The 20,763-nt window shown below is 55.5% G+C and carries 17 protein-coding genes; 11 read left to right on the top strand and 6 right to left on the bottom strand.

Going from position 1 to position 20,763, the window contains the following annotated elements; genetic code table 11:
• Positions 1 to 12: 12 nt before the first annotated feature.
• Complete coding sequence (locus AACY09_RS01065; RefSeq protein ID WP_339485557.1) at positions 13 to 1,242, bottom strand: MFS transporter; 1,230 nt, start codon at positions 1,240 to 1,242, stop codon at positions 13 to 15.
• 206 nt (positions 1,243 to 1,448) lie between these two features.
• Positions 1,449 to 2,654, bottom strand: a complete 1,206-nt coding sequence (locus AACY09_RS01060; RefSeq protein ID WP_339485556.1) for an MFS transporter — start codon at positions 2,652 to 2,654, stop codon at positions 1,449 to 1,451.
• A 347-nt stretch (positions 2,655 to 3,001) separates the two neighbouring features.
• On the opposite strand from AACY09_RS01060, the gene AACY09_RS01055 reads away from it, so the two are divergent.
• From AACY09_RS01055 to AACY09_RS01035, 5 genes are all read left to right on the top strand, one after another.
• A complete protein-coding gene (locus AACY09_RS01055) occupies positions 3,002 to 3,400 on the top strand; it encodes a hypothetical protein (protein WP_339485555.1) in 399 nt (132 codons plus the stop codon).
• A gap of 45 nt (positions 3,401 to 3,445) precedes the next feature.
• On the top strand, positions 3,446 to 3,862 hold the full coding sequence (locus AACY09_RS01050; RefSeq protein WP_339485554.1) for an Ohr family peroxiredoxin: 417 nt from the start codon (positions 3,446 to 3,448) through the stop codon (positions 3,860 to 3,862).
• 157 nt (positions 3,863 to 4,019) lie between these two features.
• A complete protein-coding gene (locus AACY09_RS01045) occupies positions 4,020 to 6,935 on the top strand; it encodes an ATP-binding protein (RefSeq protein ID WP_339485553.1) in 2,916 nt (971 codons plus the stop codon).
• A gap of 155 nt (positions 6,936 to 7,090) precedes the next feature.
• A complete protein-coding gene (locus AACY09_RS01040) occupies positions 7,091 to 7,507 on the top strand; it encodes an organic hydroperoxide resistance protein (protein WP_339485552.1) in 417 nt (138 codons plus the stop codon).
• 267 nt (positions 7,508 to 7,774) lie between these two features.
• On the top strand, positions 7,775 to 8,887 hold the full coding sequence (locus AACY09_RS01035; RefSeq protein ID WP_339485551.1) for an FAD-dependent monooxygenase: 1,113 nt from the start codon (positions 7,775 to 7,777) through the stop codon (positions 8,885 to 8,887).
• Positions 8,888 to 9,044: 157 nt separating this feature from the next.
• Here the strand turns inward: AACY09_RS01035 and AACY09_RS01030 are convergent, their stop codons facing one another.
• The 3 genes from AACY09_RS01030 to AACY09_RS01020 are packed head-to-tail and all read right to left on the bottom strand — an operon-like array spanning position 9,045 to position 12,987.
• Positions 9,045 to 9,746: a response regulator transcription factor gene (locus AACY09_RS01030; RefSeq protein WP_339485550.1), complete on the bottom strand. Its 702-nt coding sequence runs from the start codon at positions 9,744 to 9,746 to the stop codon at positions 9,045 to 9,047.
• Between the two features lie 29 nt (positions 9,747 to 9,775).
• Positions 9,776 to 10,147 (bottom strand): response regulator, encoded by a 372-nt coding sequence (locus AACY09_RS01025; protein ID WP_339485549.1) that lies wholly within the window; start codon positions 10,145 to 10,147, stop codon positions 9,776 to 9,778.
• Positions 10,147 to 12,987 (bottom strand): PAS domain-containing protein, encoded by a 2,841-nt coding sequence (locus AACY09_RS01020; RefSeq protein ID WP_339485548.1) that lies wholly within the window; start codon positions 12,985 to 12,987, stop codon positions 10,147 to 10,149. The genes AACY09_RS01025 and AACY09_RS01020 overlap by 1 nt, the downstream gene beginning before the upstream one ends.
• 698 nt (positions 12,988 to 13,685) lie before the next feature.
• Here AACY09_RS01020 and AACY09_RS01015 point away from each other — a divergent pair.
• From AACY09_RS01015 to AACY09_RS00990, 6 genes are all read left to right on the top strand, one after another.
• Positions 13,686 to 15,026: an epoxide hydrolase family protein gene (locus AACY09_RS01015; RefSeq protein ID WP_339485547.1), complete on the top strand. Its 1,341-nt coding sequence runs from the start codon at positions 13,686 to 13,688 to the stop codon at positions 15,024 to 15,026.
• Positions 15,027 to 15,083: 57 nt separating this feature from the next.
• Positions 15,084 to 16,151, top strand: coding sequence for an alpha/beta fold hydrolase (locus tag AACY09_RS01010; protein WP_339485546.1), 1,068 nt, complete (start codon positions 15,084 to 15,086; stop codon positions 16,149 to 16,151).
• Between the two features lie 14 nt (positions 16,152 to 16,165).
• On the top strand, positions 16,166 to 16,675 hold the full coding sequence (locus tag AACY09_RS01005) for a cytochrome P460 family protein (protein ID WP_339485545.1): 510 nt from the start codon (positions 16,166 to 16,168) through the stop codon (positions 16,673 to 16,675).
• A gap of 23 nt (positions 16,676 to 16,698) precedes the next feature.
• The gene (locus AACY09_RS01000) at positions 16,699 to 17,475 is read left to right on the top strand and encodes an alpha/beta fold hydrolase (RefSeq protein ID WP_339485544.1); all 777 of its coding nucleotides are present in this window, start codon (positions 16,699 to 16,701) and stop codon (positions 17,473 to 17,475) included.
• Positions 17,476 to 17,533: 58 nt separating this feature from the next.
• Positions 17,534 to 18,286: a 3-oxoacyl-ACP reductase family protein gene (locus AACY09_RS00995; protein ID WP_339485543.1), complete on the top strand. Its 753-nt coding sequence runs from the start codon at positions 17,534 to 17,536 to the stop codon at positions 18,284 to 18,286.
• A gap of 141 nt (positions 18,287 to 18,427) precedes the next feature.
• Complete coding sequence (locus AACY09_RS00990; RefSeq protein WP_339485542.1) at positions 18,428 to 19,177, top strand: creatininase family protein; 750 nt, start codon at positions 18,428 to 18,430, stop codon at positions 19,175 to 19,177.
• A gap of 311 nt (positions 19,178 to 19,488) precedes the next feature.
• On the opposite strand, the gene AACY09_RS00985 is transcribed toward AACY09_RS00990, so the two are convergent.
• A complete protein-coding gene (locus AACY09_RS00985) occupies positions 19,489 to 20,703 on the bottom strand; it encodes a cytochrome c biogenesis protein DipZ (RefSeq protein ID WP_339485541.1) in 1,215 nt (404 codons plus the stop codon).
• Between the last annotated feature and the right edge of the window lie 60 nt (positions 20,704 to 20,763).

Here is a 20,763-nt window from a genome sequence, read left to right as displayed (position 1 = left end):
GGGCCTTCAGGGCTATTTCTCTGATATCCCTTTGAGCGTCAGCCCGCGGGTTTCAGGCAATAAAATGGCGACGAGCACAACCAGTGTATATGCGCACACAACATAGGTAACGATAGCGTTGGTGATGCCCATTCTATCGGCAGTTGCGCCAATTACAGCGGGTGCTAATCCGGCTATGCCTCTGCCAACGTTGTAGCAAAACCCTAGCCCAGATGCTCGCAACTCTGTTGGAAACAGCTCGGTGAGCAATGAGCCGATAACGCCAAACATTCCTGTGGCAACAAAGCCGAGCGGAAAGCTAATCAGCAGCAAGGTTGTGGATGATACTGTCAGGCTGGAATAAATCAGTGCGGTGCAGATTCCGCCCAGCGCGAAGGTGATCAAGGTTGCTCTGCGTCCGACGCTGTCCCCCAGCCATGAGCCTGCCACATAACCAAAAAATGAGCCGCTCACCAGCACCGCCAGATACAGTCTGCTATCAAGGGTCGAAAGACCGTGCTCTGACATAAGCATAGCGGGCCACCAAGTTGCTATGGCCCAGTAGCCGCTGTGCATGCCGGCAGCGAGTAGGCTCGCCAAAACCGTCGACTTCAGGTAAGGAGCCGTCAGTATTGCTCGCCATGACAACTGCCGATTCGAGCTTATAAATGCCTTGGATTCTTTTAGCCTGAGGCGATAGATAAATATGAGAATTGCCGGAACTACACCCACTATAAAGGTGACCCGCCAGCCAAGCGCTGGGGGCAAGAGGGTCAAGCCAAAGCCGGAGATTATTGCAGCAAGCCCCCACCCTACGGCCCAGCCACTTTGCGCCATGCCGACCATTCTGCCGCGGACTTGCGGGTTGGCGACCTCCGCGATAAATACTGCACCCACTGCCAATTCACCGCCGAAACCTATGCCCTGCAGAGTACGTGCTATCAGTAACTGATCGAAGTTAGCGGCGAGCCCACACAGACAGGTGGATATCGCGAACCATAGGATAGTGAGTTTCAACACCTTCAACCGACCATAACGGTCGGCCAGTATTCCCGCTAACCAACCCCCTATAGCGGAAGAGGTCAGTGTTGCCGCGCCAAGCAGCCCAGCCTCCGAGTGGCTAAGCCCCCACAAAGTAAGCAGCACTGGAAGAATGAAGGCATACAACTGAACATCCAGCGAATCCACGGTAAAACCACTGAAAACTGTCCAGAACGAACGGCGATTGTCGTTGCTTAAAGTGCGGTACCAAATGGGTTGCATGTGATGTCACTGGGCTCCGTGTCGGACGGGGAAATACCAGCCTGCAGTTTGGCTAATATTGCGAAACTCAACGCTGCGGTTGAGCACGCTTTACGTGTCTGGAACATAACTACTGACTATTTTTCCGCCGCTATTTCCGATCAGGATGCTGCTATTAATTATGAGCCTGGAGCCAGCACAGACCGGCACTGTGCTGGCCCTGGGCTTCAAGTTGCAGACAGTGCAGATGATGGGGTTTCATCCGGCTTAAGCAATGGCGTCAGGCAAAGCAGCACGAGGCTCACCACCAACAGTAGTAGAAAGGATAGGCGATAGTCGTTTGAGTGCTCTCGTAAATAACCGAAAGCTATGGGGCCAAGAGCGGCGATGAGGTAGCCGATAAAGAGCATAAACACCGTCCACGCATTGGCATCTGCCGCCGTATGAACGTTGTCCAACGGCAGCGTCATCGCCAAGGTGAACGCCATGCCCAGGCCGACGGCAGTGACAATCACAAAGAGAACCACAGGTGAGTGCGGCGCCATATAGAGGCCAGCAGCACCTAGCGCTGTCATGACGGTAGCCGTAATCAACCAGCCACATCGATTCCTTGAAGGGCCTGCCAAGGCGCCCATGAGGAAGCTGGCAACAGCAAACACTGATGTGAACACACCGAGTAAGGCGCCAGGGCTAAGCGGGCCGATGTCCCAGTCACGTGCCGCTGGGGCAAGCCAGGCAAACAGGGCATAAACGATGAACTGGCTACCACCAAAATACAGGGCCACCAGCCAAGCCTGAGAACTGAACCAAGGCAAGTTGACCGGCTGCAAGTGGGTCGGGGCCGGGGAGTGAGTCGCAAACATGCGTGCCAAGACCCACCAGCTGATTACCGCGCCGACACATAATAGTGACCAAACCCCAGCACCGACTCGCCAAGTACCACTGAGCAAGGTGATGGATTCGGTGCTAACGGCTGCGACTGTGGCCCCGACGCTCAGCCCGGCCGCGTAGATACCCATATAGAACGATGCCCGGTTGGCAAAGTGGGTTTTGATCCAGCCGCCAATCAGGGCCCCGCCTATGGCAATCCCCACGCCAACCAAGACCGTGCTAAACAGTAACGAAATGCTGGACTGCGACAACGCACGGATCACGATCGCAAGCCCCAATAACACCAGCGCAGCAATAACCGTTTGATCGGCACCCAAACGCTTGGCGATTCGCGGCGCAATGAGCGCAAACACCGCCATGCACACATCAGGGATCGAGGTCAGCAGCGCGGCTTGTGCATAGCTGAGACTGAACTGGTGTTGAATCTGCAGTAACACAGGGCCTATTGAAACTATGGCCGGGCGCAACGCTATGGATAGAACCAAAAGGCCGGTAATCGCTGCAACAGTGTGGCCGGTCGAGCGCTGGGGTAGAGCATTCATCGCGCACCTATTATTCAGGTTGAAATGGCGCAGGACGGAACGGTAAGCGTCGTCGAGCGATTGAGATCACCGCTCTAGTTGAACTCAGGTTCGTATCACCTCTGTTTCCAGCGCCCCCGGCGAATCAATGCTTATGTATCTGGATGACCGGCAGATACACGCAGATACAAGTCCCGAGGGGGTTGCAGGAGAGATTGCGTAGCGTTCAGCTAACAGGAACTAACAGCGCATAACTGGCGGGAAGCTTCAGTTCCGGCGACTCTTCATGCTCGCTACTAAAATAACTGTTGCAACTCTACGGCGGATTCCACCCACCCAGTGGAACAAAGGATGCAAGGAACTTGATCATGGCTGACTGTTATCGCAGTAACTGCGTTTTCGGGGTCGATCGACCTAGCAATGAACAACTCGGTGCGTTAATTGCCGAGGTTGTTGCTCGCGGAAAAGAAGCGGTAGATCCGTTATATAGTGCGGTATCGCCCTTGTTGAGTGCTTTTTACGAGGGTCAGGTGCAAGCAGGCCGCGCTAAAAAAGAGCATCTTGACGCCCTGATCGAGTCTGCATTTGTTGCGGTTTGTTGGGAGTGCGCCAGTTACGACGCCAGTCGTCCGGTACGGGCTTGGCTAGTGGAGATTGCGCGCAGCCAATTTTTGGAATACCTATGCAGCCGACGCAGGCAGCCCACGGTCAAGGTGGTATCCCGTGCCCCTTCGGCCAGAAGCCTCGACATTGCGCGGGCAAACTGAGTCGCCCAGCCGCGAAGTCTAATCGCTATCGATTAAGGATTGACCATGATCACAATTGCTCAGACTCTCTACACCGGCCATACCTATACGACTGGTGGGCGTGAGGGAGAAGGGCGGAGCCTGGATGGGCGACTAAATGTGAAGCTTTCGCCGCCTGGCGCGCCGGGCAGTGGCAGCAATCCTGAACAGCTGTTTGCGATCGCTTGGTCAGCAAGTTTTATCGGTGCCCTGCGCCATGCCTGCAATGCCCGCAAGATCAGTTTTCCGGCAGACACTTCGGTGGACGCACACGTCGAGTTTGGTTATGGCGAGAAAGGGTTCTTCCTGCAGGCGCTACTGGGTGTATCTTTGCCCGAGATCGAGGTCGCTATTGCTCAGGAACTGCTAGACGCGGCTTACCTTAACTGTCCCTACTCAAAGGCCACCCAAGGCAATATCGACGTCACCATCAAGCTTGTCTGATCCACGCCTTCCTCGGCCGCGGCACGTCTCGACATCTTCTGTCGCTGCAATCTTGTACTCTCGTTCTATTTGGCCAATTATAGGCAGCCTCTATGTTGCGAAATATTGCATGCGTAGATCTCCCGCTGCAGTTATCCATTTCGAGAGAATGGCCCTTATGGAGCCCTCCACACCAGAGATGCACGAATCCCATAGCGCACACATTGTGTTTGGCCCTTTTTGCGTCGTTGCGTCCAAGCGGTTACTCACCAAAGACGGCATTCCTGTCGAGATTGGCGGAAGAGCGCTGGATCTATTGATTGCGCTGTTAGCGCGTCCCGGCGTGGTGCTGTCTAAGCGTGAGTTGATTAATCAGGTCTGGCCCGACACCATCGTTGAGGAGGGTAGCCTGCGGTTTCACATGACCGGTCTGCGGCGCATTCTCGGTGACGGTGAAGACAGTGCGCGGTATATCGCTACACAAGTGGGCGTTGGTTATGCGTTTGTCGCGCCACTGGAAAAAGTAGAATTACCTGCAGTCCTGCCAAAAGTTGCTGGGCCACTCGACTCCGCCACAGATACCAAGCGCTTTGTCAGTGGCGTGGGCAGTCTGCCGCCACGGATAAAATTAATTGGCCGTGAGACAGATATTCAGCGGGTCGCCGATCAGCTGGCCCAGCCCAAACTACTGACCATCGTCGGTGCCGGCGGCGTCGGCAAGACCAGTCTCGCGGTTGAAGTGGCGCATCAGATCGTTGCGCAAGCCTACGACCGAGTGCGTTTCGTCGATCTGGCTCAAGTTGAGGACGCCGATCTGCTGCTTTCTGCCTTGGCCGGAGCCCTGGATATTCCTGCGCAAGCCGAAGATCCGATGTTGGTTCTGCTTGCCCACGTGCGTGCGCACAAATTGCTCATGGTGATTGATAACTGCGAGCACCTGATTGACGCTGTTTCTGCAGTGCTCGAACAGATCAGGTATGCAGCGCCGAACGTGGGCTTGCTGGCGACTAGCCGCGAGCCTCTGCGGGTTCGCGATGAGTATGTACATTGGCTTAATCCGCTGGCTTTTCCCCATGAACCGCAAAATCTTTCCCTTGACGAGTTGCTGGCGTATCCGGCAATAAAGTTATTCGTCGAACGCGCCTCATCGGGCAACACGGCGTTGGTGTTGGAGGCTGACGGCGTTCAGTTGATTGCCGATATGTGTCAACGACTCGAGGGTATGGCGCTGCCTATTGAGTTGGCCGCCGTTCGCGTTGCCAGTCATGGTTTAAGCGCGACCCATGCGCTGATGGGCGAGCTGTTCTCTTTGAGTTGGGCAGGTCGGCGCACGGCCTTGCCTCGGCATCAGACCCTGCGCGCGATGCTGGACTGGAGTTATGACTTGCTTACGCCGCCCGAGCAATTGGTGTTCGGGCGACTGTCGGTGTTCGTCGGCCCGTTTTCTCAAGACGCAGCGGCCCAGGTTATTGCTGACGGGAAAATCGAGTCGGTCAAGGTGGTCGCCATACTCGATGAGCTGACCACTAAAGGGCTGGTCACTGTCGATCACTCCAGTCCATTTGCAGCCTATCGCTTGTTGGAAATGTCCCGCGCCTTTACCAGAGAGAAGCTGGCGGCAAGGGGTGAAGTAGAAGTTCAGGGGTTGGCGTTCCGGCATGCGGCGTTTTATACCGGCTTACTCGCAAATCTGGGTCATACGCCAAGTGATATCTTTGCCAGTGCAGCGCGCCTCGCCAATCAACTTGGCAACATCCGCAGTTCATTGGAGTGGAGTTTCGGCCCACATGGCAGCCCGGGGTTAGCGTTACCTTTGGCAGCCGCCAGCGCGCAGGTATTTCTCCACTTCTCATTGCTGGTTGAATGCCGAGCCTGGTGCTCGCGGGCGACGGAACTGCTTGAACTGGGTTTTTTCGGAACCCCTGTCGAAATGGAGCTGCAGGCTGCGCTTGGCCTGGTATTGATGTTCACCCGTGGCAACAGTGCCGCAGCAGAAACGGCGTTGCTCCGTGCGTTGGATATTGCGGTTTCGCTGAACGATTATTGGTCACAACTTCGATTGCTGGGTCGGTTGCAGATATTTTATGAGCGCACAGGTGATTTTGCCTCGTCGCTGGCCTGGGCTGAGCAGGCTGTCGTGGTTGGACAGGTCATTGGCGAACCTGAAGCGTTCGCGGTGGCTGCGTCGCTGGCAGGGGTCTCGCATCATTTGCTGGGTGATCAAGTGGTGGCGCGCAGGGAGCTGCAAAGCTCGTTGCGCAATAGTCTGCCATCCCAACGCAGCACCACCATTTATTATGGGTTCGACCATCGAAACCGCACAGGGTTGGCGCTGGCGCGCACGCTGTGGCTGCAAGGGTTTCCCGATCAGGCTCGACAGTGGGCGGCTAAGGTGGAAGCCGAAGCAGCTGCACTGGAGCATTCGGTGACTTATTGCATCGCGTTAATCTGGACCATGTGTATTTATATCTGGACCGGCGATCTAGGCCAAGCGACAGCCAGTCTCGAGCGATTCACCAAGATTGCTGAAGAGAATGCTTTCGGCCCCTATATGGCTGCCTCCAGAGGGTTTGAAGCGGCAATAGCCATACGCGCCGAACAGTCGGCAGGTGCCGTTGAGCGCCTAGAAGAGAGTCTCGCGCGGTTGCAAGGCATGCGCTATGAGTTACTGACGACCTCATTTGAGATCGCCTTGGTAGAAGGCCTCATACTCAGCCACCAGCCTGCAAAGGCAATGCCCATTGTCGAAGGCACGATCAGCCACTGCCGTAAGAGTGGCGATGCCTTTGCGTTACCTGAATTGCTGCGGCTCAAGGCAGAGATTCTCAGATCCATCGATCCTAACAACAGCACGGCAATCGAGCGATTACTGGAAGAGTCATTGGCTTTGAGCCAGACCCAAGGCGCGCGTGCTTGGGCGTTGCGCACAACGATGGACCTAGCACTGTTATATCTGGACAGAGGCGCGAGGGCGCAGGCAATTGAGTGCTTGTCCGGCTGCAGGGCATGGGTTTGTGAGGGCTTTGATACGCTTGATGTCCGGCGGTTGGATCTTCTCTGGCAGCAGGCAAACGACCCCCAACCGCTGGCTTGATCCGTGCATCTTTGGGCGCTGCACGCAGCGGCCATTGATGCACGCGCGACGGGCGTTCGACGATACCTAGGTGTAATCGATGAGTTGTGCCCGTTCTGTTCTGATTCGGCAAGCGCATCTGGCATGCGTATGTCCAAGCAATCAGGAACTCTAAAATGACTGTAAAAAAAACCCTATACACGGCCAAGGTACAGACCACAGGTGCTCGCGACGGGGGCTCCTCTCGCAGTGACGATGGACGCCTTGATATTCGTCATTCATTACCCGGCGCAAAAGGCAGTGGAACTAATCCCGAGCAGCTTTTCGCGGCGGGTTGGTCAGCCTGTTTCGACGGTGCATTGGGGCTCGCAGCGCGCACGTTGAGAGTAGACCTGCCGGCCGACGTTGCTATTGCGGCTGAAGTGGATCTCTGCATGGAAGATGGGGCCTATTTCCTGCAGGCGCGGCTAAACATCAGTCTCCCGGGGTTGGAGCGTGATATAGCCCAGCGCCTAGTCGATATCGCGCATTTGACCTGCCCTTATTCCAAGGCCGTTCGCGGCAATATTGACGTCGTGCTCAACCTCGTTTGAATTCAGCACTTAATCGCGTTCCTGTGTGCACGCGGCTGCCTGACGCGCAAGGCTTTTGCCTGCGCAGTGCAGGCGGCCTTCTGTTGGTGCCGATCCTTTAATGCGTCTGCTTCTCTGCAGCAACAGGCACTGCTGGGGTGTAAGCCGCTGTGGGGCCGTCGTTAGAGATACATCACCGTACAAAAACCGGCACTCACGAAATATTGCGCATACATGGCCTGTGCAATATGGGCTTTGGTTTCACGGTTTAAAGCCTGAGGGTTTTTTATGAACATACTGATAGTGGGCGGCGGCATCGCTGGCTTCGCCATGGCCCGGGCTCTTGAACTTCGGGGCTTTGCGCCAGATCTGGTTGAGCGCCGAGAGCAAGGTTTTTCCGCAGGGATGGGCTTATATATGCCAGGAAATGTCGCCCGCGCGCTTGCTCAACTCGGCTTGTTGAAGTCGGTGCGCGACATCGCAGTCCCGATATTGACGCAAAGCATTCTCGACCATCGCGGTCGGCCATTGAGTGTGTCCCGAACCCAAGATGTCTGGAGCGAGTGTGGGCCATGTCTCTCTCTGCCGCGCACGGCGCTCCAGGCTATTCTTCGTGGCTCGCTGCAGCAGACCAATGCTCGCTTTGGCGTCTCGGTAACCGCGATTCAACCGTCAGCGCAAAGGTGCGAGGTAGTATTCTCGGACGATACGACAGCCGTTTATGATCTGGTCATCGGGGCTGACGGAATCAAATCGACGGTACGCAGTTTGCTATTTCCATCGGCAGTACCTGCGAGCGTTGGCAATGTCTGCTGGCGCTTTATCGCACCCAACACCACTGAAATTAACGGCTGGACAGCAATGTTGGGCCAAGGACGTACCTTGCTGGCAATCCCCGTCAGCGCCGAGAAGGTCTACGTCTACGCTGATAAAACGTTGGGGGACGGCGAAGCCAAAGAAGACATCCAGACGACACCGCTCGCCACTGTGTTCGAAGATTTTTCGGCGCCGGTTCTGCCCCTCATCGCCAGCATGCCAAGCACCACCCCGGTACATTTTGGCAGTATTGAGCAGGTGGTCATGAGCACTTGGTATCTTGACCAGGTCGTGCTGATCGGTGATGCAGCGCACGCCTCATCACCCAGCATGGCGGAGGGCGCGGGGATGGCGATTGAGGATGCGCTTGTGCTGGCTGAAACCCTTGCTGCCAGTGAACGAGTTGATGCGGCGTTGCAGGCATACGTGACCCGGCGTAAACCCAGAGTGGATTGGGTGCAGCAACAATGTGTCGCACGTGACACGATGCGTTCGCTGCCACCCCTGGCACGCAACGTAATCCTCAGGCTGTTTGGTGAAAAACTGTACAAGCGCAGTTACGGGCCCCTGCTCGCGCAGGTGTGACGCTCAACAGTGGGTCATGAATATCAGCAACGATCAGCGATTGAGCGGGTGCCTTTTCCTAGACTATTAAATGCAAAGGAACCGTTGTTCGGCGTTGGTTCCAGTAGTAGCTCACCGAGCGACCGAGGCGAAATAGGCCTCAGGCCATAAAGTAACCTTATAGGGCAACGGCGCCCGCGGCAGCCCGTGTGCCTGTTGAGTTCTGCGTCGCATTGAGCTGTTCGGCCATTCTGACTAGTTCGGCCAGTGAGCGTGCTTTCATCTTGCGCATTGCTTTGCCGCGGTGGGCTTTGACAGTGATTTCGCTGATGCTGAGATCGGCGGCTATAACCTTGTTCATAAGGCCTGCAACCACCATTGCCATCACCTCCTGCTCGCGTGGGGTTAGACTGGCGTACTTCTCACGCAGTGAGCGCATGAAGTTCTCCTTCTCGAGTGCAACGCGACTGCTCTGGTGTGCATCCCCGATGGCTTTGAGTAAAACTTTATCGTCGAACGGTTTGGTCAGAAACTCTACCGCGCCAGCCTTCATCGCGCGCACCGAGCGGGGGATATCACCGTAGCCGGTAATAAAAATGATCGGCATGTCCGGTCGGTCATTGGCAATTTTGCTTTGCAGATCGAGGCCATTCAAGCCTGGCAAATTGATATCCAACACTAGACAACTGGGCACCTGCGGACGAGGCTGGTCAAGAAATTCTTGAGCCGATTCAAAAAGCACCGGCTGGCATTTGGCGAAGTCGATCAACAGTTCCAGTGACTCACGCACGGAAACATCATCGTCCACCACGAAAACGATCGGCAGCCCAGTGTTCTGAGCTGCTTGGTGTTCGCGGTCTAACCTATTATTCGTATTCAAGTGTCACCTCCTGTTGGGGCGCTCAGCACCTAGTTGAGCGGTATGGCCGCGCTAAGGGCCTTGAGCAACTCGGCCTCGCTGAAAGGCTTGAGCAGACACGCCACCGCACCCAGGCTGATCCATCTCGCGCGCTGCGCAACATCCACATGGGCAGTGATGAAAATGATGGGAATGCAGTAGCCACGCTGCTTGAGTTCTTTTGCCAGCTCCGGCCCTGACATCCCGGGCATGGCAATATCCAGAATCAGGCAGCTTGTCTGGTCAAGGCAGGCTGACTCGAGAAAGTCCTGAGCTGAGCTGAACGCTTGAACAGTGAAACCAAATTCTTTGAGTAAGTCGGGCAGTGATTCACGGACAGACTCGTCATCATCCACTACCGATACCAGTAACGGCATTTCCATCACAGATCCTCCTTGGCGTGATTAGAGTTGGCATCTTGGCTTAATTGATCGCGGTTGCCGTTTTGCGCTGTTGCATTCGGAGTAACTTGTTGCGCAATGGAAAAGCGTAGCGTCGCCCCCGGTCCCTCGTTGACGGTCGCCCAAAGTCGCCCTTGATGCTGTTCGATAATGGACCGGCTGATAGCCAGCCCAATACCCGTGCCGGTGCTTTTGGTTGTGTAGAACGCATTGAAAATACGTTCTGCATCCTCTGCTTCGAAACCACTGCCATTGTCCTGAACCGCGAAGTGGACGCTGTGTTCATCGTCCGTTGTGGTACTCACTAGTACATGCCGCGGCCGGCTGTTGATCTTGTTCAGTGCTTCAATAGCGTTCATGATCAGGTTAAGAATAACTTGTTGCAGTTGCACTCGATCCCCCTTGATCAGCGGCATCGGTTCGGCAAACTGGGTTTGCAGCATCACACCATTGCGTTTCAATTCACCGGCGAGCATCGCGACCACTTCTCGTGCCGCTTCAATGATGTCCACGCTTTGCAATGCGATGTTTCGGTTTGAGAACAACGCACGCAAGCGCTTGATGACATCGGAGGCCCGGTTGCCGTCGCGGATGGTGCGGCGCGCCGTTTCCAAAGCGCCCACGACGTTCGGCGGGTCCGCGCTAAGCATGCGCAGGCAGGTACTGGCATTGGTGATAATGCCGGCAAGCGGTTGATTGACTTCGTGAGCGATCGAAGCCGTCACCGTACCCAAGCTCGCTACCCGGGCGAGGTGCGCCAGTTCTGAGCGGGTCTTGCTCAACGCCTCCTCAGAAAGTCTACGGGTGGTGATATCTTGCATCGCCGCTATGTATTCAAGCCCGCCTTGTTCATCCCTGACGGCATGCGCTACCAAATGCAGGTACCTCACTGTACCGTTGGGCAGCAGCAGCCGGTGCTCATGCTCGAAATCCTGGCCATCGCTGCGCTGGCGTTTGACCATCGCCTTGAGCGCAATGATGTCTTCAGGATGCGTGCGGTTGTAAATTAAATCGAAGGTGGGCGTCACGCTGGGATGCACATCGAAGATGCGGTAAAGCTCTTCAGACCAAGTGACCGTGTCACTGCCGACTTGCCAGGAAAAGGTGCCTGTAGAGCTCAAACGCTGGCCCTTGCTCAGAAACGCCTCGCTCTGCTTCAGTGCCGCATCAGCCCGGGTGCGATTAATTACGATACTTGCAAGGTAGTTCAGCTGGGAAAATAGACTTTGCTCCTCCATGGAAGGTTGTTTAGGCTCGCGGTACAGCACCGAGAGCACCCCAATGACTTTGTCACCGTTCGAGGCAATTGGGGTCGACCAGTTAGCCTGGAGACCTTCGAGTAAAGCCGCAGTCCGCCACCCGTGCCAGCGAGTCTCTTGGTTCAGGTCGCCTACAATCACGGGTGTGTTAAACAGGGTCGCCCTGGCTACCGGGCACGTTTGCGCGTCCATAATCCTGCCGTCGGCCCGTGGCAGCAGGCTTGCTGGCATATTTGGACCAACACTCGTTTGCAGCTGCAGTGCCGCTGCCTGGGAAAGCGATGGTCGCTTGAGATCGATCAGCACGATACTGCACAAGCAACCCTCTAGCATTGCCTCAACCAACTCGCACAGCGCTCCCAGAACTGTAGGCAGGGACGAGTTTTCAGCCATCAGTCCAAATAGCTGTTTTTCGCCAGCAAGTAGCATTTGCGCTCGCTTACGATCGTCGATGTCAGTATTTTCGCCGTACCAGCGCACCAGTGTCCCATTCTCGTCAAATTGTGGCATCGCTCTGATCATGAACCAGCGGTATGTTCCGTCGAATCTTTTGATTCGTGCCTCGAACTCACCTTGCTGACCGGAGTCTATAAGTGCCTGCCAGTAGGTGCCCAGTGCGCCAGCATCATCAGGGTGGAGGGATGCTGTCCAACCAATGCCACGTGCATCTTCAGGGGATATTCCGGTGTAATCACACCAGCGCTGATTGATAAAAATGACATTGCCGTCCGGCGCGGCGCTCCAGAGAAAACCAGGAACAGCATTGATGATCTTGCTGAAACGATCCTCTGAAGCGCTGACATCGGCCAACGCCTGGGCGATCAATGCCTTGTCACGTTTTCGTTCGTCAATATTGACCTGCAACACGCACCAGCGGGTAATCCGACCTTCGCGGTTCTTGATGGGTAAACCACGAACATGGAACCATTGGTAAATCCCGTCTGCACGGCGAATGCGGTGCTCAATATCGTAGGGTTCGCCCGTTTGGATCGAGTGCGTCCAAGCGGCGATTACTGTTGGCAAATCATCGCAATGAACAGTGTCGGATGCTGCCCAGTGCCGCAGTTCCTCGAACGTTGAGCCGAGGTAATCTTCGATCTGACGGTTGACCAACTCCAATTGACCGTCCGGGCCCATAAAGGCAACCATCGACGGAATACTGTCGATGATGGAGCTGGCATCGACCTGCTGGTCGGCTCTGTTGCTGTCTCGATAATCGTCGATGTCGGTCCCGACACCGCACCATTTGCCCATGCGGCCATCGCTATCATCTAAACGACTGATCTGCAGCGCAAACCAACGGTAAAGCCCATCAAACCGCCGTAGCCGTGCCTGCACGGTCGATGATGGGGTGGTTCCTACAATAATCTGCCAGTTCTCAAGCAGTTGGTTGAGGTCGTTGGGGTGTACGCAGGATTGCCAACCAGAACCCGAGGCGTCCTGCCGGCTTGTACCGGTATAGGTACACCAGCCTGAACTCACAAAGTCGACGCCGCCATCGGCTTGTGCGGTGAATGCCACACCCGGCAACGCATCAAGGATGCGATCGAGTTCATTGGACATGTCGGTTCTCATTTTTCCTGCAGGCGTCTCTCTATGAGGATGCGCCTTAAAGTCGATGTTCGCCCATCATACTTTGGTGTCGCTTGCAGTGGATCTGTTGTCTGTTTGCGCAGCGATTAACGCAATGATAATTCTGTAGACGGGGCAATGCGCTGGCTCTCGATCTGACCCTTACCCGCTCAACTCTAATTCCTTACGTGGACGCTCGGCGGGGGACTAATCCACCGCTGTGGCACAGCAATCTTAGCGCTCGGCTCCCAGGTCGGCCAGTACAGCTGCGGCCTGTTTAAACGCCAGCGTAAGCGGCCGGTGAATGGTGGCAAATTCGTTGTCATCAGTTGGGTTTCTGTAAGCAACTGTATCTAGCCCTGCCCGGGTTACACAAACACGCATTCAGCCCGGTTAGCGACATACGGCAGATACAGGACTTGACCAGTATCCCTTCAGCTATTCGTCGCCTGCAGCGTGCCGGCGCTGAGCGGCTGTGAACATTCCACTTAAGTGCATGGAGCGGTTTCAGGCCGGCCGTAATACCTAAGTATTGACCGACACCATCGTGTAATCGCCAGTGTAAAACCAGGGTGCTTTTATCATCAGGGTGGCGCCAGGTGACTACACCAGACATTCATTTTGACTGTGAGTGATCTGCCCGATAACGAACGCCGTGAATGCCCGAAATTTTCTCAAGGAGATACATCATGCTTGCAGTATTGTCCGCCCTAACGTGGCGTCAGTGGCTGGGTTCAACCGCCAAGATTAGTGTGGTCAGTTGTGCATTGCTGGGTGCCAGCGGCGGGGCGTGGGCTGCAACTGGCGCTAGCGCCTCCGATGCGATTCGGCCTTTTCAGGTACGGGTTGATGAAGCGCAATTGACTGAGCTGCGAAAACGAATTGCGGCGACTCGCTGGCCCGATAAGGAAACAGTCAGCGACACATCGCAAGGCGTTCAGCTCGCCTCGGTGCAGGCGCTGGTGGAGTACTGGGGGAGCGGTTATGACTGGCGTAAGGCCGAGGCAAAGCTAAATGCCCTTCCTGAGTTTGTGACCACCATCGACGGTGTCGATATCCAGTTTATTCATGTTCGCTCGCGTAACCCAAATGCAATGCCGTTGATCCTCACTCACGGCTGGCCCGGTTCGCAATTTGAGTTTCTTAAAACCATTGGCCCGCTCACCGATCCGACCGCTTACGGCGGGCGTGCCGAGGACTCTTTTGATGTCGTGATCCCCTCCATCCCCGGGCATGGCTTTTCCGGTAAACCCACTGAGTTGGGTTGGAACCCTGATCGGGTTGCTAAAACCTGGGATGTACTGATGAAACGCCTCGGCTATAGCCATTACGTCTCACAGGGCGGTGATCATGGTTCGGTGATTTCCGATGCGCTTGGCCGTCTGGCGCCCAAGGGTCTGCTGGGAATCCACCTGAATATGCCGGCAACCGTGCCGCCAGAGTTGGTTGACGCGATCAGCAGTGGAAAGCCTGCGCCTGCTGGGCTTAGCTCGCCTGAACACGCTGCATTTGATTCCTTGAGCACCTTCTTTGGGCGTAACGCTGCTTACGGCGCGATGATGGTGACTCGCCCGCAGACCATCGGTTACTTGCTGGCTGATTCACCAGCCGGCAGCGCCGCCTGGATGTACGAAAAGTTTGCTGCCTGGACTGATAGCGACGGCAAGCCTGAGCGTGTATTGACTCGCGATGAAATGCTCGACGATATCAGCCTCTACTGGCTAACAAATACCGGTGCGTCGTCTTCCCGTTTCTATTGGGAAAACAACAACAACAATTTCAGCGCCGCCGCGCAGCGGACCTCAGAGATCAAGGTGCCGGTGGCAATCACGGTGTTCCCGCACGAGATATATCGCGCCCCGAAAAGTTGGGCAGAGCGGGCTTATCCCTCGCTTTCTTACTTCAGTGAGGTAAGCAAAGGAGGCCATTTCGCGGCTTGGGAACAGCCACAGTTGTTTTCGGAAGAACTGCGTAAGGCATTCCGACCGTTACGCACGTCGACTGATCTCAGTAAAAAAACCGAGCAGTAGGCCGTCCGAGACGACCTTTAACAATCACAACACAATTGCATAGATCGGAGAATTGCCATGAGTATCACCTTGCTTAATCAACAATCCACCGCGCGTCGCCGTCTGTTTGCACCGTCACTCCTTGTTGTCGCCTTGATGCAGTTCGGCGCTTTGGGCTTGGTTGGGAGCCAGGCTGTTGCTGCCAATCCTGAAACTACGGTCGGCCCAATCACTCCGGGCAGCCACACCTCTCTGGGGGAGCTGAAGCATATCAAGGCAGGTTTGCTGGACGTTTCCTACGCCGAGGTCGGCCCTGCCGATGGGCCTGTGGTTATTTTGCTGCACGGCTGGCCATACGATATTCACAGTTACGCTGATGTAGCGCCCGCGCTGGCAGAGAAGGGCTATCGCGTATTGATCCCGGCTGCCCGTGGTTACGGCGATACCCACTTTCTGTCGGCCAAGACATTGCGCAATGGTCAACCTGCCGCGCTGGCCACCGATGTGATTGATTTTATGGATGCCCTGAAAGTAAAAAAAGCCGTGCTCGGTGGCTATGACTGGGGGGCGCGCACAGCTGATATCGTCGCGGCCCTGTGGCCGGAGCGGGTCAAGGCGCTGGTGGCTGTGAGTGGTTATCTGATTGGCGGCCAGGAGGCAGGGAAAGCGCCGTTGCCGCCCGCTGCCGAGTTGCAGTGGTGGTATCAGTTCTACTTCGCAACACCGCGCGGCGAGTTGGGTTACCAGAAAAACACCCATGATTTCGCCAAGCTGATCTGGAAATTGGCCTCGCCACAATGGAAGTTCGACGATGCCACCTTTGACCGCAGCGCCGCTTCGTTGGACAACCCAGATCATGTGGCTATTACGATTTTCAATTATCGCTGGCGCCAAGGGCTGATCAAGGGCGAAGCGAAATATGACGCAATCGAGAAAAAACTGGCTGCCGGGCCTTCCATTCACGTGCCGACCATCACCATGGAAGGCGAGGCCAATGGCGCGCCTCATCCACCCGCCGAAGCCTATGCCAAGCGCTATACCGGTAAATATGAGTACCGCCTGATCAGTGGTGGTATTGGCCACAACCTGCCGCAAGAAGCGCCGCAAGCCTTCGCTCAAGCGGTGATTGACGCCGATCACCTTTGAAGGAGGCGCTAACCATGAAACTCATGCAACTGGCGATTTCGCTGTCTGGCGCTGCAGCGGTTGCGCTCAGCCTCAGCGGGCTCGCCGAGGCTGAGCCAGCGAGCAGTGAGGCGTCACCCATCTACGGTGTGACGTTACCTGACAGCTACCGGCAATGGCCGCTTATCGCACCCGCTCAGGAAGCTGCGCCGCTCAACGAGTTGCGCGCTGTGCTTGGCAATGAAGTGGCAATCAAGGCTTATACCGATAAAACCCTACCGTTCCCGGACGGTACCGTGCTGGTCAAGCTGGCCTGGAAACACATTCAGTCACCTGAGTTTGAGCCTGCCTCGATACCGGGTGCTGCGACCACCGTGCAAGTGATGGTCAAGGACGCAAAGAAGTATGCGTCTACCGGCGGCTGGGGCTTCGGCCGTTTCATCAACGGTAAGCCCGCGGACGAGGCGCAGCACAAAACCTGTTTCGCCTGCCATCAGGCACTGGTCAAGGATCACGACTTCGTATTCACCCGTTACGCACCGTAATTCTCTTACTGAAGGAGTCTCATATGAAACGAATACCTGCTGCTTTTGCCCTTGCGGCCAGCCTGGCCATGTCGGCTAGTGTGTTTGCTCAGACTGACAAGCCGACCGTGGTGCTGGTACACGGCGCGTTCGCCGACTCATCCAGTTGGAACGGCGTGGTGAAGATTCTCGAGAAAGACGGCTATCCCGTCATCGCAGCGGCCAACCCCCTGCGCAGTGTCAAAAGTGACGGCGCTTCTGTATCGGCGTTGCTGACGAGTATCAAATCGCCAGTGGTTTTGGTTGGGCATTCCTACGGCGGCAACGTCATCACTGAAGCGGCCAATGATCACCCCAATGTAAAGGCGCTGGTTTATGTCAGCGCGTTTGCTCCAGACACTGGTGAAACCGCTGCGGAGCTGGCCGGTAAGTTTCCGGGAAGCACCCTTGGGCCAACGCTGGCCGAACCGGTTGCGCTGGCAAAGGGTGGCAAAGACTTGTACATCAAACAGAACAAGTTCCGCGACCAATTTGCCGCTGACGTTCCCGCAGCGCAAGCCGCGTTAATGGCAGCAGGGCAACGGCCAGTAACTGATGCGGCGCTTAACGAAAAGTCAGGGGCAGCTGCCTGGAAGCATATTCCGTCCTGGTTTATTTATGGCGATAAGGACAAGAACATTCCTCCGCAAGCCATGATGTTTATGGCCAAGCGAGCCAAGGCCAAAGGTGAGGTTGAGGTTAAGGGGGCTTCCCATGTGGTGATGGTTTCAAACCCGGGGCCGGTCGCACGTCTGATTGAAAAAGCCGCTGAGGCGAAGTGATTTTCAGCGCCCTTTGCAAGGGCGTTGTTGTCCAATTAACTGATTGAGGACTAAGCAAATGTCCAAGCCAGCACAGCGCTTCACCGAAAAAATCGCTCTGGTAACAGGTGGGTCACGCGGAATCGGTGCCGCGATTGTCCGCCGCTTAGCCAAGGAAGGCGCTGCAGTTGTATTTACCTACTCATCGTCTGAGGCCAAAGCTGAGTCGCTTGTTGGCAGCATTAAATCTGCGGGTGGCAAGGCTTTGGCAATCAAGGCAGACAGTCGCAATGCCGAGGAAATCGAACGTGCCATTGCCATAACCGTAGAGCAATTTGGCGGTTTGAATATTCTGGTTAACAGCGCCGGGATTCTCGGACTTGGATCGATCGATGACTTCAGCGTCGAGCAGCTTGACAGCATGTACGCGATAAACGTACGAGCGGCCTATGTTGCCGCCCAGGCCTGCTCTAAGGTGATGAATCGCGGTGACCGTATCATTATGATCGGCAGTGTTGCGGGCGCGCGCACAGGCTTTCCGGGATCCAGTGCTTATTCAATGAGCAAAGCCGCGTTGGTCGGGCTTGTAAGGGGGCTTGCCCTCGACTTTGCCCCGCGCGGGATTACGGTCAACAACATTCAGCCTGGACCCACTTCAACCGATATGAACCCGCCCGATGCGCCTTATCTGGATCACGTCATTGCCCTGGTGCCTTTGGGGCGTTTGGGTTTTCCTGATGAAATTGCTGGTATGGCCGCTTACCTTGCAAGCGATGACGCTTCGTTTGTGACTGGCGCGAGTTTGACCGTAGATGGCGGTTATCTGGCCTGAGCATTGTCGCTGCGGGTTGAGTGTTTGCGAACAAGCCGCTGACTGCTTTCGTAAGGCACCAACAATCGTTCAGGTGTTTAGCTTTCTTGAAATTCACATTCTTTTTGTTCCGCAAGGAACCCGTTTAAAGAGAGAACTCAAATGCTTTTATATCAATCGACTTGGCCAGAAATCGAACAGTTTCTACAACGCAGCCGCACCGTCGTCATTCCCATCGGGTCTAACGAACAGCACGGTCCCACTGGCCTTTTGGGAACAGACTGGATGTGCCCGGAAATTATCGCCAACGAAGCGCAAAAAGCCGGCGATATTTTGATCGCGCCGACCTTCAATATCGGCATGGCTCAGCACCATCTCGGGTTTCCTGGCACCATCTCGCTTCGGCCTTCGACGTTTATGGCCGCCATCGCCGACTGGGTGCACTCATTGGCCGCACATGGGTTTGAGAAAATATTCTTTCTCAATGGCCACGGCGGAAATATCGCCTCGATTGAAGCGGCGTTTTCTGAAATCTACGCTGAGGCAAGTTTTGCCCGACGTAAAGCCGGCTTTGCCTTGAAGTTGTGCAACTGGTGGGATCTTGAGGGAATAGCAGAATTGGCCAACGAGCAATTTCCTGTCGGCCACGGCATTCATGCTACGCCTTCCGAAATTGCAGTGACCCAATGGGCCTATCCGGACGCAATAAAATCGGCTTATTTTTCGCCGCAGATTGCTAACTGGGGTCCTATTCGCGAAGCATTGGATTTTCGCGCGCGTCATCCCGATGGGCGCATGGGTTCGGACCCTTCGCTGGCGAGCCCGGAGAAGGGCGGGCAACTGGTGATGACGGCAGCACGAAGCTTGGTGCAAACGGTGGACGCATTCAGCGAAGAGCCCACACCAGGCTGAAATAGCATCAGCGTGAGATCAACCAATCAACGCTCGGATAGTCCGGGCGTTTTTTATTTAGGAAAACAGTCAAGGGCGGCTAACGCTTTTTACATCCGTGATTGGTAATGGAGAATGTTTGGACTTTTGATGCGACCAAGCGGTTTGCTATTTGATTCTTGTGGAGGAAAACTGCGCGTTGCCACACTCCACAGGACTGACCTTTATAGGGCTGATAGCGCCATTAGTGGCGGCGACCACAGGTGTCTGCGCGCCAAAATAAAACGCCCGATGCAGTGCATCGGGCGTTAGGTTGCAGGGCTATTCAGGGATTAGGCCGCGGGCGCAGCCTTGGATTCCTTGAGTAGCTGCTGAATCATCTTCTCCTGAGTGTCATAGCTGCCTTCGCCAAAGTGGGTGTAACGCACCTGGCCCTTGGCATCGATGAGGTAATGGGCCGGCCAGTATTGATTATCGAAGTTACGCCAAATGGCATAGTCATTGTCGATGGCAACCGGGTACGTAATACCGTATTCCTTAACCTTGGCTTTGACGTTGTCGATAATGCGTTCGAAACCGTATTCCGGTGTGTGCACACCGATCACAACTAGCCCGTCTTTACTGTATTTCTGCGCCCAGTCCTTCACGTACGGCAAGGTGTGCCGGCAGTTGATGCAGTCAAAGGTCCAGAAATCCACCAGCACTACCTTGCCTTTCAAGTCGTCTTTGCTCAGCGGCGGCGAGTTGAGCCACTGAACCGCACCTTTGAGTGAGGGCATAGGACCTAGTGACTGGTCGCTCAGGCTATCTGCTTTGACTTTGCTTACCACGTAGTCGACGATTTTAGGCACAGTTTGCAGCACGCTGTTTTCGACTTTGCCAACGCCTTCTGATGATGTGTTGGCCAATACAATGTTGTCAGTGCCCGTCGCTATCACGGCTGCACCGGCGAGGACCGCGACACCGACGCCTTTGCGCAACCATCCGGTTGCCGGTATCGACGGCTTAAGCCGATTGATTAAACCGCGCCCGGCGAAAATCAGTATGCCGAGTGAAAAAGCGCTGCCTAATCCGTAGGCCAGTAATAGCAGGCTGGTGCCTGCGTTCGCGCCTTGCAGCATGGCGCTGGTGAGGATAACGCCGAGAATGGGGCCGGCGCAGGGTGCCCAAAGCAGGCCCGTTGCGACGCCGAGCATGAGCGATGGTAGCGGCCCAGACAGTTTACCCATGCCGGGGTTGAGTCGATTTCCGAGCCGTACGAACGGCCGCGCCAACCATTCTCCGGCCCGAGCAGAAATTAGCGACAGGGCGAACAGCGCCATCACCAGTAAAGCGACGTATCGTCCAGTATTGTTGGCTTGCACCACCCATGCGCTGCTGACCACAGCGAGGCTGGAGACCAAGGCAAAGGTAAGGGCCATTCCTGCAAGGCTTAACAGGATGGATGAGCGCGTTCGATCAGCCCCGGCAAACAGAAAGGGTACGACCGGCAAAATGCACGGACTGAGGACGGTCAGAATGCCGCCCAAAAATGCAATGAGTAACATAGGGTCACCTTGAAATTAGCGGGTTTTGGCACGATCCCAGCTTGGCCTTAACGGTATGGT

The organism is Pseudomonas sp. EL_65y_Pfl2_R95, from assembly GCF_963971045.1.
Taxonomy (GTDB): Bacteria; Pseudomonadota; Gammaproteobacteria; order Pseudomonadales; family Pseudomonadaceae; genus Aquipseudomonas.
Note: the sequence above shows the minus strand (reverse complement) of the source record. Positions and strands in the feature narration are given on the sequence as shown.

What these genes read in the sequence shown, in the direction of transcription:
- AACY09_RS01065 (WP_339485557.1), bottom strand. Translation starts at nt 1,242, where the DNA reads ATGCAACCCATTTGGTACCGCACTTTAAGCAACGACAATCGCCGTTCG.
- AACY09_RS01060 (WP_339485556.1), bottom strand. Translation starts at nt 2,654, where the DNA reads ATGAATGCTCTACCCCAGCGCTCGACCGGCCACACTGTTGCAGCGATT.
- AACY09_RS01055 (WP_339485555.1), top strand. Translation starts at nt 3,002, where the DNA reads ATGGCTGACTGTTATCGCAGTAACTGCGTTTTCGGGGTCGATCGACCT.
- AACY09_RS01050 (WP_339485554.1), top strand. Translation starts at nt 3,446, where the DNA reads ATGATCACAATTGCTCAGACTCTCTACACCGGCCATACCTATACGACT.
- AACY09_RS01045 (WP_339485553.1), top strand. Translation starts at nt 4,020, where the DNA reads ATGGAGCCCTCCACACCAGAGATGCACGAATCCCATAGCGCACACATT.
- AACY09_RS01040 (WP_339485552.1), top strand. Translation starts at nt 7,091, where the DNA reads ATGACTGTAAAAAAAACCCTATACACGGCCAAGGTACAGACCACAGGT.
- AACY09_RS01035 (WP_339485551.1), top strand. Translation starts at nt 7,775, where the DNA reads ATGAACATACTGATAGTGGGCGGCGGCATCGCTGGCTTCGCCATGGCC.
- AACY09_RS01025 (WP_339485549.1), bottom strand. Translation starts at nt 10,147, where the DNA reads ATGGAAATGCCGTTACTGGTATCGGTAGTGGATGATGACGAGTCTGTC.
- AACY09_RS01020 (WP_339485548.1), bottom strand. Translation starts at nt 12,987, where the DNA reads ATGTCCAATGAACTCGATCGCATCCTTGATGCGTTGCCGGGTGTGGCA.
- AACY09_RS01015 (WP_339485547.1), top strand. Translation starts at nt 13,686, where the DNA reads ATGCTTGCAGTATTGTCCGCCCTAACGTGGCGTCAGTGGCTGGGTTCA.
- AACY09_RS01010 (WP_339485546.1), top strand. Translation starts at nt 15,084, where the DNA reads ATGAGTATCACCTTGCTTAATCAACAATCCACCGCGCGTCGCCGTCTG.
- AACY09_RS01005 (WP_339485545.1), top strand. Translation starts at nt 16,166, where the DNA reads ATGAAACTCATGCAACTGGCGATTTCGCTGTCTGGCGCTGCAGCGGTT.
- AACY09_RS01000 (WP_339485544.1), top strand. Translation starts at nt 16,699, where the DNA reads ATGAAACGAATACCTGCTGCTTTTGCCCTTGCGGCCAGCCTGGCCATG.
- AACY09_RS00995 (WP_339485543.1), top strand. Translation starts at nt 17,534, where the DNA reads ATGTCCAAGCCAGCACAGCGCTTCACCGAAAAAATCGCTCTGGTAACA.
- AACY09_RS00990 (WP_339485542.1), top strand. Translation starts at nt 18,428, where the DNA reads ATGCTTTTATATCAATCGACTTGGCCAGAAATCGAACAGTTTCTACAA.
- AACY09_RS00985 (WP_339485541.1), bottom strand. Translation starts at nt 20,703, where the DNA reads ATGTTACTCATTGCATTTTTGGGCGGCATTCTGACCGTCCTCAGTCCG.